The 13,269-nt window shown below is 41.3% G+C and carries 16 protein-coding genes, 3 tRNA genes and 1 other annotated feature; of the genes, 17 read left to right on the top strand and 2 right to left on the bottom strand.

The window, feature by feature from the left end:
* Nucleotides 1-48: 48 nt before the first annotated feature.
* From P7J58_RS01970 to P7J58_RS01945, 6 genes are all read left to right on the top strand, one after another.
* A complete protein-coding gene (locus P7J58_RS01970; RefSeq protein WP_029188447.1) occupies nucleotides 49-282 on the top strand; it encodes a DUF2969 domain-containing protein in 234 nt (77 codons plus the stop codon).
* Nucleotides 283-334: 52 nt separating this feature from the next.
* Nucleotides 335-415 (top strand) — tRNA-Tyr (locus P7J58_RS01965).
* Between the two features lie 140 nt (nucleotides 416-555).
* A tRNA-Gln gene (locus P7J58_RS01960) sits at nucleotides 556-627 on the top strand.
* Between the two features lie 123 nt (nucleotides 628-750).
* Entirely contained in the window at nucleotides 751-1,956 is a 1,206-nt protein-coding gene (gene rpsA, locus P7J58_RS01955; protein ID WP_408555517.1) for a 30S ribosomal protein S1, read from the top strand.
* 37 nt (nucleotides 1,957-1,993) lie between these two features.
* Nucleotides 1,994-2,065 (top strand) — tRNA-Arg (locus P7J58_RS01950).
* 57 nt (nucleotides 2,066-2,122) lie between these two features.
* Entirely contained in the window at nucleotides 2,123-3,151 is a 1,029-nt protein-coding gene (locus P7J58_RS01945) for a threonine aldolase family protein (RefSeq protein WP_408555516.1), read from the top strand.
* Nucleotides 3,152-3,170: 19 nt separating this feature from the next.
* Here the strand turns inward: P7J58_RS01945 and P7J58_RS01940 are convergent, their stop codons facing one another.
* Nucleotides 3,171-3,395 (bottom strand): hypothetical protein, encoded by a 225-nt coding sequence (locus P7J58_RS01940; RefSeq protein ID WP_408555515.1) that lies wholly within the window; start codon nucleotides 3,393-3,395, stop codon nucleotides 3,171-3,173.
* A gap of 213 nt (nucleotides 3,396-3,608) precedes the next feature.
* The gene (locus P7J58_RS01935) at nucleotides 3,609-4,025 is read right to left on the bottom strand and encodes a hypothetical protein (RefSeq protein WP_408555514.1); all 417 of its coding nucleotides are present in this window, start codon (nucleotides 4,023-4,025) and stop codon (nucleotides 3,609-3,611) included.
* A 112-nt stretch (nucleotides 4,026-4,137) separates the two neighbouring features.
* Here P7J58_RS01935 and P7J58_RS01930 point away from each other — a divergent pair, with 112 nt between their 5' ends.
* The 11 genes from P7J58_RS01930 to P7J58_RS01880 all read left to right on the top strand — a co-directional run bounded on the left by P7J58_RS01930 (nucleotide 4,138) and on the right by P7J58_RS01880 (nucleotide 13,208).
* Nucleotides 4,138-5,280 (top strand): cysteine desulfurase family protein, encoded by a 1,143-nt coding sequence (locus P7J58_RS01930; RefSeq protein WP_408555513.1) that lies wholly within the window; start codon nucleotides 4,138-4,140, stop codon nucleotides 5,278-5,280.
* 1 nt (nucleotide 5,281) lies between these two features.
* Nucleotides 5,282-6,499, top strand: coding sequence for a tRNA uracil 4-sulfurtransferase ThiI (gene thiI / locus P7J58_RS01925; RefSeq protein WP_408555512.1), 1,218 nt, complete (start codon nucleotides 5,282-5,284; stop codon nucleotides 6,497-6,499).
* Between the two features lie 118 nt (nucleotides 6,500-6,617).
* Nucleotides 6,618-7,946: a branched-chain amino acid transport system II carrier protein gene (gene brnQ / locus P7J58_RS01920; protein WP_408555538.1), complete on the top strand. Its 1,329-nt coding sequence runs from the start codon at nucleotides 6,618-6,620 to the stop codon at nucleotides 7,944-7,946.
* 67 nt (nucleotides 7,947-8,013) lie between these two features.
* Nucleotides 8,014-8,103, top strand: a sequence feature (ribosomal protein L21 leader region).
* A 36-nt stretch (nucleotides 8,104-8,139) separates the two neighbouring features.
* Nucleotides 8,140-8,454 carry a 50S ribosomal protein L21 gene (rplU, locus tag P7J58_RS01915; RefSeq protein ID WP_002941330.1) on the top strand — a complete coding sequence of 105 codons (315 nt, stop codon included), beginning with the start codon at nucleotides 8,140-8,142 and terminating at the stop codon, nucleotides 8,452-8,454.
* 45 nt (nucleotides 8,455-8,499) lie between these two features.
* Nucleotides 8,500-8,793: a 50S ribosomal protein L27 gene (gene rpmA / locus P7J58_RS01910; protein WP_009909754.1), complete on the top strand. Its 294-nt coding sequence runs from the start codon at nucleotides 8,500-8,502 to the stop codon at nucleotides 8,791-8,793.
* Between the two features lie 66 nt (nucleotides 8,794-8,859).
* Nucleotides 8,860-9,735 carry a GNAT family N-acetyltransferase gene (locus P7J58_RS01905; RefSeq protein ID WP_408555511.1) on the top strand — a complete coding sequence of 292 codons (876 nt, stop codon included), beginning with the start codon at nucleotides 8,860-8,862 and terminating at the stop codon, nucleotides 9,733-9,735.
* A gap of 110 nt (nucleotides 9,736-9,845) precedes the next feature.
* Complete coding sequence (locus P7J58_RS01900) at nucleotides 9,846-10,751, top strand: LysR family transcriptional regulator (RefSeq protein ID WP_408555510.1); 906 nt, start codon at nucleotides 9,846-9,848, stop codon at nucleotides 10,749-10,751.
* A gap of 1 nt (nucleotide 10,752) precedes the next feature.
* Nucleotides 10,753-11,217, top strand: a complete 465-nt coding sequence (gene lspA / locus P7J58_RS01895) for a signal peptidase II (protein ID WP_408555509.1) — start codon at nucleotides 10,753-10,755, stop codon at nucleotides 11,215-11,217.
* Nucleotides 11,201-12,094: an RluA family pseudouridine synthase gene (locus P7J58_RS01890; RefSeq protein ID WP_408555508.1), complete on the top strand. Its 894-nt coding sequence runs from the start codon at nucleotides 11,201-11,203 to the stop codon at nucleotides 12,092-12,094. Before lspA ends, P7J58_RS01890 begins: the two co-directional genes overlap by 17 nt.
* Nucleotides 12,095-12,174: 80 nt before the next feature.
* Nucleotides 12,175-12,513 carry a zinc ribbon domain-containing protein YjdM gene (locus tag P7J58_RS01885; RefSeq protein WP_012775074.1) on the top strand — a complete coding sequence of 113 codons (339 nt, stop codon included), beginning with the start codon at nucleotides 12,175-12,177 and terminating at the stop codon, nucleotides 12,511-12,513.
* Between the two features lie 47 nt (nucleotides 12,514-12,560).
* Nucleotides 12,561-13,208 carry a Pr6Pr family membrane protein gene (locus P7J58_RS01880; RefSeq protein WP_408555507.1) on the top strand — a complete coding sequence of 216 codons (648 nt, stop codon included), beginning with the start codon at nucleotides 12,561-12,563 and terminating at the stop codon, nucleotides 13,206-13,208.
* Nucleotides 13,209-13,269: the final 61 nt, after the last annotated feature.

The raw sequence follows: 13,269 nt of genomic DNA, 5'->3' as shown, positions 1-13,269 counted from the left end.
TGCAAGCTCTTCTCTTTTTTTGTAGAATAGTAAAAGTGAGGTTTGAAAATGAGTAAAAAAGATAAAAAAATTGAAATCCAAATTGAAGATAGCAAAGTCTTAGTAAACAAAGAAGAATTCCCCGGATACCGTCTTGTGATTGGTAAAAAAGTCATTGGTGAAATTGCAGAATTGGCTGATAATCATTTCGCAGTGATTAAAAACGGGAATACTGAAAGCTTTTATAAAAAACTAGAAAAAGCAGTTGGCAATATTATAGAAAATTATAATTTAAGTCACTAAAAAGCTTGAAATAGTCACTATTTTATGATAGAATAGTGACTGTTGGTGCTATGGAAAGATAGCGAAGAGGCTAAACGCGGCGGACTGTAAATCCGCTCCTTCGGGTTCGGGGGTTCGAATCCCTCTCTTTCCATGTCTAAGATACTAAGGGCATCAAACGCACAGTAAAAATAGGAAGTTGACAGCAAATCCTGATTTGCTAGGCGACTTATCTTTTTTACACAGCGTTTTTAGCCCGAGTTCATTTCAGAGTACTATCTTAGAAAAATATTTTGGGGTATCGCCAAGCGGTAAGGCAAGGGACTTTGACTCCCTCATGCGTTGGTTCGAATCCAGCTACCCGAGTAAAGGTACTAGATATAGTCTAGTTCGTCAAAGATGTCTAATTGTTGTTGTCCTTGCGTGTGCCTTAAATAAAATATATTTTATGTTGGGTCGAAAGACCTGATTGTCGGAGGTTTTTTTATAATGAACGAATTTGAAGATTTGTTGAACAGTGTAAGTGAAGTTACACCTGGTGATGTGGTAACTGCAGAAGTATTGACAGTTGATGCTGCTCAAGCTAACGTAGCTATTTCAGGTACTGGTGTAGAAGGCGTATTGACTCTTCGTGAGTTGACAAACGATCGTGATGCTGATATCAACGACCTTGTTAAAGTTGGTGAAACACTTGAATTGCTTGTGCTTCGCCAAGTTGTTGGTAAAGATACAGACACTGTTACTTATCTTGTATCTAAAAAACGTTTGGAAGCACGTAAAGCATGGGACAAGCTTGTTGGTCGTGAAGAAGAAGTTGTTACAGTTAAAGTAACTCGTGCCGTTAAAGGTGGTCTTGCAGTTGAATTTGAAGGTCTTCGTGGTTTCATCCCTGCTTCAATGATCGACAGCCGTTTCACTCGCAACACTGAGCGTTTCGTTGGTCAAGAATTTGATGCGAAAATCAAAGAAGTTGATCCAGCTGAGAACCGTTTCATCTTGTCACGTCGTGAAGTTGTTGAAGCAGAAGCTGCAGCAGCACGTGCTGAAGTATTCGGTAAATTGGCAGTTGGTGAAGTTGTAACTGGTAAAGTTGCACGTATCACTAGCTTCGGTGCCTTCATCGACCTCGGTGGTGTAGATGGTTTGGTACACTTGACAGAATTGTCACATGAGCGTAACGTATCTCCTAAGTCAGCTGTAACAGTTGGTGAAGAAGTTGAAGTTAAAGTTCTTGCAATCGACGAAGTAGAAGGTCGCGTATCATTGTCATTGAAAGCTACACAGCCTGGTCCATGGGATGGCGTTGAGCAAAAATTGGCAGCTGGCGATGTGATTGAAGGTAAAGTGAAACGTTTGACTGACTTTGGTGCTTTCGTTGAAGTATTGCCAGGTATCGATGGTTTGGTACATATCTCACAAATTTCACACAAACGTGTTGAAAATCCAAAAGATGCTTTGTCAGTAGGTCAAGAAGTTACAGTTAAAGTTCTTGAAGTAAACGCAGCTGATGAGCGTGTATCACTTTCTATCAAAGCTTTGGAAGAGCGTCCAGCAGTTGCTGAAGGCGAAGAAAAAGCTGAAAAACGTGCTCCACGTCCACGTCGTCAAAAACGTGAAGAAAAACGTGATTACGAATTGCCAGAAACTCAATCTGGATTCTCAATGGCTGACCTTTTCGGTGACATTGAATTGTAATTCAAATAAAAACTTGCCTTGTGCAAGTTTTTCATTTCCGTCCTTAGTGTAATGGATATCACGTAAGATTCCGGTTCTTGAGATGGGGGTTCGATTCCCTCAGGACGGACTAAAATAAAAAAGCCTGTGCATTCAGGCTTTTTTCATATCATTTATGGAGAAAATCATGCTACATTTTGAAAATGATTATAACAAAGGTGCCCACCCTGCCTTGCTAGAAGCCTTAGTTGCAAGCAATCAAGAGGGATTATCCGGCTATGGCACGGATTCCTATACAGAGTCTGCTATCGAAAAAATCAGACTTGCTACGGACTGTCCTCATGCACAAATCACATTTTTGACAGGTGGAACACAGACCAATCAAATTGTCATCTCTTCTATGTTGGCATCTTATGAGGGTGTCATTGCAGCAGATACAGGTCATATTTCTACTCACGAAGCCGGAGCTATTGAGTTCACGGGACATAAAGTAATGACCTTGCCACATAAAGACGGCAAAATGACAGCTGATGACGTAGATAGCTACATTAAAGACTTTTACGCAGATGCCAATCATGCTCATATGGTTCATCCAGGTATGGTTTATATTTCACATCCGACGGAATACGGCACACTTTATAGTAAATCAGAGCTGGAGGGCCTAGCAAAAGTCTGTCGCAGTCACAATATTCCGCTCTTTTTAGACGGGGCTCGCTTGGGCTATGGACTTGCGGCTCCTGAGACGGATTTGGATTTACCGACAATCGCAGAGCTGACGGATGTTTTTTATATCGGTGGGACAAAACTCGGTGCCCTAATGGGTGAAGCTTTGGTCTTTACCAAGAACAATCAACCGAAGAAATTTGTATCGATTGTCAAGCACCATGGCGCCTTGTTGGCAAAGGGGAGATTGACAGGAGTTCAGTTTGACCGACTATTTACCAACGACTTGTATCTTGAATTAGGGCATCATGCTATCGCAATGGCAGAGCAGCTCAAGGAGATTTTGCAAGAAAAAGGTTTTCCATTCTATCTCAAATCCCCAACCAATCAGCAGTTTGTCATCGTCAGAAATGAAGAATTAGCTAGATTGACTGAAGCTGGCATTGCCTATGGTTTCGGGGAAAAATATGACGACAGCCACAGTGTTATTCGCTTTGCGACTAGCTGGTCAACTAGTCAAGAAGATATAGATGAATTGAAAAAAATACTGTAGAAAACTAAAAAAGAAAGGGTCAACCTTTCTTTTTCGTCTGTAGATAATGATAACGATAGACAGTATAGCCTTCAATCAGCCGATAGCCTATTCCACCTATAATTGCTTTTACTATAAAGACAATATGATTTGCAATGGGTGCCTGGACAGTCAATCCGAAAAGGAAACCCAAGATAATCCAAGCAAGTACCGCCCACCATAGATGTTTGAATGGCGTGTATTGTCCATCTCTCTTTGACTTCATTAGATACCCTTACTGCACAGCTGGCTAAGATAACTATTGGAAGAAGTGAACTAGTGTTAAACGGTGCTGGTAACAATGTTGCTAGCAGGAAGATTTCAATGAATGAAAACAGTAATAACCAAACTAAAATAGGTATCCTGAGAATAAAGTGCTTCATCTTGTACCTCTTGAATTTAGTATATCAGACCAAATAGGGTTGAACAAGTATTTCTATTATTGATTGGAAGTCGTTTCAGCAGCTCCGCTGGTTACCTCCGTATTGCTGCTACCTGTTTCTGTTGTACTTGTCTGGCTTTCCTGACTGGAAGACGTTTCTGCAGTTATTGACGAACTGCTGTAATCTACTGTAGAGCTAGTTTCGTTTTGGCTAGAAGCTGTCGTTTCAGTACTGGAACTTGTTGGTACTTGTATGTGAATGGTTGGGCTAATTGCTGAAGATTGGCTAGTGCTGGTAAAACTGGATGAGCTTACCGAGCTACTAGGACTAGTGTTGGCAACAGTTGATTTTGCAGTGAAGGTATAAATGGTAATACAAGCAGCAATAATCCCTAATATAGAGCCGATTAAGGTCAACAATTCTTGTAGTCTGGATAAGGTAGATTGGTGTTCGTTTCTGTTTGATGATTTCATGTCGTATCCTCCAACTCCATCTTAAAAAACCAAGTTTAAAACTATCTTAAAGAGTGGAAACAAGATGTGAAACGTGATAAAATAGGACTATTGCAAGCAAAGGAATGAAAAAATGATTTATTTTGACAATGCAGCCACGACACAGGTCTATCCAGAAGTTCTCAAGACCTATACGGAAGTGGCGACAAAAATCTGGGGAAATCCCTCTAGCCTCCACAACCTAGGCAGTCAGGCAACCCGTATCTTAGAAGCATCTCGCAAGCAAATTGCAGAATTGCTAGGTAAGGACAGCAAGGAGATCTTTTTCACATCAGGTGGCACAGAGGGGGACAACTGGGTCATCAAGGGAGTGGCATTTGAAAAGGCTCATCTGGGCAAGCACATCATCGTCTCAGCTATTGAGCATCCAGCGGTAAAAGAGTCTGCACTTTGGCTCAAAATGCAAGGTTTTGAGGTTGATTTGGCTCCTGTCAATGCCCAAGGTTTTGTGGATGTTGCAGCCTTAGAAAGCTTGATTCGTCCAGATACCACATTGGTTTCTATCATGGCCGTCAACAATGAAATTGGTGCCATTCAGCCCATTCAGGAAATATCTCAACTGTTAGCTGATAAGCCAACCATTTCCTTCCATGTGGATGCTGTGCAGGCTATCGGCAAGGTGCCAACGGATGGATATTTGACAGAACGAGTTGATTTTGCCAGTTTTTCAGGTCACAAATTCCACTCTGTTAGAGGAGTAGGTTTCGTCTATGTCAAAGCTGGTAAGAAAATCGCTCCGCTATTGACAGGAGGAGGACAGGAAAGCGACAAACGCTCAACTACTGAAAATGTGGCTGGTATTGCAGCAACGGCTAAGGCGCTCCGCTTGACCTTGGATAAGGCGGCAGATAGCCAGAAGCGACTGGTAGCCATGAAGCAGATCCTGGTGGATGAATTGGGCAAATATGCTGATGTGACGGTCTTTTCTGGGCTAGAGGACTTTGTGCCAAGCATTGTGACGTTTGGGATTAAGAATATTCGTGGCGAGGTCATTGTCCATGCCTTTGAAGACCACCAGATTTACATTTCGACCACCTCAGCCTGCTCATCCAAGGCTGGAAAACCAGCTGGAACACTGATTGCTATGGGTGTTCCGCAGAAGTTGGCTCAAACTGCCGTCCGTATCAGCTTGGATGATGACAACGATATGGGGCAAATCGAACAATTCCTCACGATTTTCAAACAAATTTATCACAACACACAGAAAGTAAGGTAGAATGAACTATTCAGAAATTATGATTCGCTATGGCGAATTGTCAACTAAAGGGAAAAACAAGATGCGGTTTGTTAACAAACTCCGCAATAATATCAAGCATGTCCTTTCTGTTTACCCAGAAGTGACCGTTTATTTTGACCGTGACCGTGGTCATGTCTATTTGAATGGGGCAGATTATCAGGAAGTTTCAGCTTCTTTGAAGAAGATTTTTGGAATCCAAAATTTCGCACCATCTTATAAGGTTGAAAAGTCTGTTCCAGCTTTAAAAGAAGCGGTGCAAGACATCATGAAAAACATTTATAAGGACGGTATGACTTTCAAGATTGCTGCGCGTCGAAGCGACCACAGTTTTGAATTGGACAGCCGTGACCTTAACCAAGTCCTTGGAGATGCGGTTTTTACAGCTATTCCAAATGTGCAAGTGCAAATGAAGTCACCAGATATTACCTTGCGAGTGGAGATTCGTCCTGACGCTGCTTATATTTCCCATGAAGAAATCAAGGGGGCAGGCGGTCTTCCAGTTGGTACATCTGGCAAGGGTACGCTGATGCTATCAGGTGGTATTGATTCGCCTGTTGCGGGCTATTTAGCACTGAAACGTGGGGTTGAAATCGAAGCCCTGCACTTTGCAAGTCCTCCTTATACTAGCCCAGGTGCACTTAAAAAAGCCCATGATTTGACTCGTAAATTGACTGCTTTTGGTGGTAATATCACCTTTATCGAAGTGCCGTTTACAGAAATTCAGGAAGAAATCAAGGAAAAGGCACCTGAAGCTTATTTGATGACCTTGACACGTCGCTTCATGATGCGGATTACAGACCGAGTACGGGAAGAGCGTGGTGCCATGGTTATTATCAATGGTGAAAGTCTAGGACAAGTGGCCAGTCAGACCTTGGAATCAATGCAGGCTATCAATGCGGTGACCAATACACCTGTTATCCGTCCAGTCGTTACCATGGACAAGTTGGAAATCATTGATATTGCTCAAGAAATTGATACCTTTGATATTTCCATCCAGCCTTTTGAGGATTGCTGTACCATCTTTGCCCCTGACCGTCCAAAAACGAACCCTAAAATCAAAAATGTCGAGCAATACGAAGCTCGTATGGATGTAGAGGGCTTGGTGGAACGAGCTGTTGCTGGGATTATCGTAACTGAAATCACACCCAAAGAAGAAGCTCAGGACGAAGTAGATAGTTTGATTGAAGACTTACTGTAGCCTACAATTATTTTGACATACATGTAAATCCAGTTATTGCTGGATTTTTTAATACGAATCGTTCGGAAAAATCGAATTTGTATGATATAATAAGACTTCAGAAAAATATAAAGGAGCTATTATGAAAAAAGGAGCCCTAACAGGATTACTTCTGTTCGGTATGTTTTTTGGTGCAGGAAACTTGATTTTTCCGCCTGCACTTGGTGTCTTGTCTGGTGAGAATTTCTGGCCGGCTATTTTAGGATTTGTCGTATCGGGTGTCGGCATTGCCGTCATTGCCTTGATTGTCGGTACTTTAAATCCCAAAGGTTATGTCCACGAGATTTCACGCAAGATTTCACCTGCCTTTGCAACGGTCTATCTTGTTGCCTTGTATTTGGCGATTGGTCCCTTCTTTGCCATTCCGCGTACAGCAACAACGTCCTTTGAAATTGGTATTGCACCCTTGTTGGGCGATGCGAATCTGGGTCTCTGGTTATTTGGCTTTACAGCCCTTTACTTTGTGGCAGCTTATCTGATTGCTCTCAATCCATCTCAAATCTTAAACAGTATCGGACGTATTTTAACCCCTGTTTTTGCCATTTTGATTGTGATTTTAGTGGTGCTGGGTATTGCTAAGTACGGGTCAACTAGTCCACTACCAGCTTCAGAGGCTTATTCAGCTGGACAGGCATTTGGTACAGGATTTATTGAAGGCTATAACACCCTTGATGCACTGGCTTCCATCGCTTTCAGTGTGGTTGCGGTTAATACCTTGAAGCAACTTGGCTTCTCAAGCAAGAAGGAATATATTTCAACCATTTGGTCAGTTGGGTTAGTCGTTGCTTTGGCCTTCTCGGCACTTTATATTGGTTTGGCCTTCCTAGGCAATCATTTCCCTGTGCCTGCTGATGTTTTGGCGTCCGATACCAACAAGGGTGTTTATATTCTTTCGCAAGCAACTCAGGCTATTTTTGGTCCAAGTGCCCAAATTTTCTTGGCTGCGATGGTTATCGTTACCTGTTTTACAACAACGGTTGGTCTTATCGTTTCTAGTGGAGAATTCTTTGCAGAGCGTTTCCCACGTTTTAGCTACAAAGTCTATGCGACTGTCTTTACCTTGATTGGTTTTGGTATTGCCAACCTTGGTTTGAGCAAAATCATCGCTTTCTCTATTCCTGTTCTTTTGGTACTCTATCCAATTACTATCTGTATTGTCTTGATTACCATTGTCAATAAATTTGTACCGCTTTCGACCTACGGTATGCAATTAACGGTGGGGCTAGTGACAGCTTTGTCATTGGTAGAAGTATTAGCGGGTCAATTTGGTTGGGCTGCGGTGTCAACTGCGATTGCAGCTTTGCCATTGGCGGGTCAATCATTAGCATGGTTATTACCAGCCCTTGTCGGAATCGTTCTCTCTCTCTTCTTACCAAACAAGCAGGAGAGCGAAGTTTTCGAAATGTAAGAAAAATGATACAAAACACTTGCATTTGCAGGTGTTTTTGTTATAATAGGACTGTTGACTATGCACATTTCCTGTGCAACCGCACGAATGCCGTTGCTTCTTTGGGAGCAAGAGTAAGTGGTTCGTCCCACGGTACTAGGCGAGTCTTCACATCAAATTCGGGCAAGGCCCTAAAATCCATAGGAGGTGCATAATGAGCACATACGCAATCATTAAAACTGGCGGCAAACAAGTTAAAGTTGAAGTCGGTCAAGCTATCTACGTTGAAAAATTGAACGTTGAAGCAGGTCAAGAAGTTACTTTCGAAGAAGTAGTTCTTGTCGGTGGTGAAAAAACTGTTGTGGGTACTCCACTTGTAGCAGGCGCTACTGTTGTTGGTACTGTTGAAAAACAAGGTAAACAGAAAAAAGTTGTTACCTTCAAGTACAAACCTAAAAAAGGTAGCCACCGCAAACAAGGTCACCGTCAACCTTACACAAAAGTTGTTATCAACGCTATCAACGCTTAAGGCGTAGCTTGAAGCAATCATTACAGAAATTCGGAGGAATAACATATGTTAAACTTGAATCTTGCTAACTTGCAATTTATGGCCCACAAAAAAGGTGGAGGTTCAACGTCAAACGGTCGTGACTCACAAGCAAAACGCCTTGGTGCGAAAGCTGCTGACGGCCAAACTGTATCAGGTGGTTCAATCCTTTACCGCCAACGTGGTACAAAAATCTATCCAGGAGCTAACGTAGGTCGTGGTGGAGATGACACTCTTTACGCTAAAGTAGAAGGCGTTGTACGCTTCGAACGTAAAGGTCGCGATAAGAAACAAGTATCTGTTTACCCAATCGCAAAATAATCATATAAAAAGGTCCATCGGGCCTTTTTATTTTTTGAATAATATAAAACAAGGGAGATTTCTGAAATGAAAAATTTTAAAATTGTTAGTAGAAATCTATTGTCTGAAAGTGAGTTGGTAGCTTGCCAACAGTTAAATAGAGAATGTCAAATTGCAGATGGTAGTCATCGGCAGCCTTACTTATCAAATATGCTTAATTTCGATAAAAGTATGCCAGCTTTTTTGCTTGCCTATAAGGAAGATACCTTACTTGGTTTGTTAGCGATTTATGCAGATGATAAGGAAGATTTTGCTGAGGTGAGCCTACTTGTCAGACCAGATGTCCGAAGAAGAGGAATTGGTAGCCGACTGTTAGAACGCTTTGAAAGGATTCAGAAAGAGCATCAACTTCTCGGTCCGCTTTTTGTGACAGAGCAAGTTTTCTTAAAGCATCATCCTAATTTATTAGAAAATATGAATCTAGTAGCAGAAGAAGAGAGGGAAACCTGGTTATGCAGAAATAGTCATCCATTCGAGGATGTAAACCTGACTGACTTAACCTTTGCATTGGCTGTAGAAAATGATATCCCTGCTATTGCTAATTTTCAGTCTAAGGCCTTTGACACCTCTTTGGAAGTTAGTGAGCAATATGCTAAAGAAGCGATTCAAGATGAGAATAGTATCTTATATATTATCAAAAATAATGAGAAGGTCCTTGGCTCCTGCACTGTAGACCTTTCTACAAGCTACAACTACCTCTATGGTTTAGCAGTGGATGAAGATGCCAGAGGAAGAGGTATTGGTACGAACTTGGTCAAATTGGTCATCAATGATTTGATTAAAAGAAATTCTAAAGCTTTTCAAATTGCCGTTGAAGAGGAAAATGAGGGTGCTTGGAAGTTGTATAGGAAATTAGGATTTGAGGAACAGACTCAAATTGTCTATTTAAAGGGTAAAAATTAGTCCATAAGTTTAAATCGAGAATTCAAAAATACTGTGATATGACTGACTTTTTCAGCAATTTCCTCCTTTTTTTGATATAATGGAAAAAGCAGTTTTAAGAGGTTTCAAGTATGAACATTCAACAATTACGCTACGTTGTTGCCATTGCCAACAGTGGTACCTTTCGTGAGGCAGCGGAAAAAATGTACGTTTCACAGCCAAGTTTGTCCATTTCTATTCGAGATTTGGAAAAAGAGGTTGGTTTTCAGATTTTTAATCGGACCAGTTCAGGAACGGTTCTAACCAAGGAAGGTATGGAGTTTTATGAGAAGGCGCAGGCCTTGGTAAAGGGCTTTGACCATTTTGAAAATCGTTATTTACAACCGGAAGAGAGCGAAAAAATCTTTTCCATTTCCAGCCAGCATTATGATTTCCTGCCTCCTTTAATAACTGAGTTTTCTACTGCTCATCCTCAGTACCAAAATCTTCGTATTTTTGAATCCACTACCGTACAGATTTTGGATGAAGTGGCCCAGGGCTACAGTGAGCTTGGGATTATTTATTTAAATAGTCGCAATACCAAGGGGATTATGCAGAAATTGGAGAAACTCAAGCTGGAAGTAGAAGATTTAATTGATTTTCAAACCCACATCTATCTTCGCAAAGACCATCCCTTGACCAGTAAGACTGAGGTTGACTTGAGTGATTTAGTTGGTCTACCGACTGTTCGATTTACTCAGGAAAAAGAAGCATATCTCTATTATTCTGAAAATTTAATTGACACGTCGGATTCTTCGGTTACCTTTGATGTGACGGATCGTGCAACTTTGAATGGAATTTTGGAAAGAACGGATGCCTACGCGACTGGTTCTGGATTTTTGGACAGCGAGAGTGTCAATGGAATTACAGTCATTCCAATAAAAAATCAAATGGATAATCGCATGGTCTATGTTAAGCGAGTAGACGGAGAATTAAGCCAGTGTGCTTTAGATTTTATTGAAATGATGCATCGTTATTTTGACGCGAAGAAAGGATAATATGAGAAAGTTTGGATTTCCGATAGTAGCTGCAGTCTTGATTGTGTTGGACCAGCTAGTTAAAGCTTGGACTGTTGCCACTATTGCATTAGACACAGTTGAGCCATTTCTTCCAGGTTTCATGAGTTTGGCTTATTTGAGAAATTATGGGGCAGCCTGGTCTATTTTACAAAATCAACAATGGTTCTTCACAATTGTTACGATTGCAGCTGTGACAGGCTTGATTTGGTATTATATCAAACAAATTCAGGGCAATATCTGGACCTTGTTTAGTCTGTCCTTGATGATTGCTGGTGCCTTGGGGAATTTTATTGACCGCATTAGACTAGGTTACGTAGTGGATATGTTTCATCTTGATTTTATCAGTTTCCCAGTTTTTAATGTGGCAGACATCTGCCTTTCGGTTGGTGTAGGAATTTTATTTATTTGTATCATGAAAGAAGAGAGTAATGGAAGTAAGAGTTGAGATTGGTGGTCTTCGCTTGGATAAGGCCTTGGCAGATTTGACAGATTTGTCCCGTTCAGTTGCCAATGAACAGATTAAGAATGGTCAGGTCTTGGTCAATGGTCAGCCCAAAAAAGCAAAATACAGTGTGCAGGTTGGAGATGTGATTTCCTATCAGGTACCAGAAGTGGAAGAAATCGACTATGTAGCTGAGGACATTCCTTTAGAAATTGTCTATCAGGATGAGGATGTTGCGGTGGTCAATAAACCTCAAGGTATGGTGGTTCATCCGTCAGCTGGTCACACATCGGGAACGCTGGTCAATGCCCTTTTGTATCATGTGAAGGATTTGTCAGGTATCAACGGCGTTCTGCGACCTGGTATTGTCCATCGGATTGACAAGGATACCTCTGGCTTGCTCATGATTGCTAAAAATGATGAGGCACATACTAAGTTGGCTGCAGAATTGAAAGATAAGAAATCCCTTCGTAAGTATTGGGCCATTGTACACGGCAATCTACCAAACGATCGTGGAGTAATTGAGGCGCCGATTGGTCGTTCTGAAAAAGACCGCAAGAAACAAGCGGTGACTGCCAAAGGGAAAGAAGCGGTGACACGTTTTCAGGTTTTGGAGCGTTTTGGTGACTACACTTTGGTGGAATTGACCTTGGAAACAGGACGAACTCACCAAATTCGTGTCCACATGGCTTATATTGGTCATCCGGTTGCGGGTGATGAAGCTTACGGCCCAAGGAAAACACTAAAAGGGCATGGCCAATTTCTTCATGCCAGAACGCTTGGATTTACCCATCCGAGAACTGGCGAGGTTGTTGAATTTACGGCAGAAGCGCCAGCTATTTTTCAGGAGGCACTTGAAAAACTGCGCAAGGCTGAATAATAGTATGAAAACCTTATCATCTTGCCCATTTTTTCAACAAATGCTATACTAGAACATGAAAAATGTTAAGGAGAGTAAGAATGGAAACTTTACCAAATTGTCCAAAATGTAATTCTGAATATGTCTATGAAGACGGTGCCCTCTTGGTTTGCCCTGAGTGTGCTTACGAGTGGAACCCAGCAGATGTAGCTGAGGAAGAAAGTGGACCTGTTGCAATTGATGCCAACGGTAATCGTTTGGCGGACGGCGATACTGTGACGCTTATCAAAGATTTGAAAGTGAAAGGTGCGCCTAAGGACCTTAAACAAGGTACACGTGTTAAAGGCATCCGTATTGTTGAAGGCGATCACAATATTGATTGTAAAATCGATGGTTTTGGTGCCATGAAGTTGAAATCTGAATTTGTTAAGAAAATCTAAGAGAGAGGACTGGTTAACCAGTCTTTTCCTGTTTTTGAAAGGATAGTATGAAGAATCAAAGTTTTTTATTTTATAGCAGATGTTTACTGGCTGCTTTAGCGATTGCGGGAACTGCTCTAGAAATCATTAAATACGGTATCGGGATGCTCATGTATTATACGGTACAATCTAATTTATTGGTATCTCTGTTTGCTGTCTATATGGTCTATGCCATGAGTAAAAGTGTGGATTTACAGACGTCACGTTTTCTTCGGATAAAGGCTGCTGTAACCATGTCTATCATGATTACCTGTGTAGTCTATCACTTTATGTTGGCACCTTTGGCAGACGATTTCTGGCGACTTGAAAATCTACTCTGCCATTATATTGTTCCCTTATATTTTTTGTTAGATACCCTAATAGTCGATCGTCAGCAACAGTACAAGTGGTTTGACCCGATTTGGTGGACGCTTTTGCCTGTTCTCTACATGATTTTTGGTCTAGTGAATGGTCTTTTCATAAAAATTCCAATCCCAGATGCTAAGGACAGTCCTTTTGCTTATTTCTTTCTCAATGTCCCTAAGTATGGTTGGACCTATGTTTTGACTTATGCTGGAGTCATCTTTGTCGCCTATCTAGTCTGCGGTTTTCTATTGGCGGGACTAAAATCCATAAACCTTAAGACTTCATTGTCTTTTGGAAAAAATTCTCAGTAAAATCCGATAATTTCTATATTTTTTCAGAAAAAAATTGTCAAGGCTGAGATTTTATGCTATA

This window comes from Streptococcus suis (assembly GCF_046032535.1).
Classification (GTDB): Bacteria; Bacillota; Bacilli; order Lactobacillales; family Streptococcaceae; genus Streptococcus; species Streptococcus suis_AK.
This window is presented reverse-complemented; position numbering and strand designations above follow the sequence as displayed.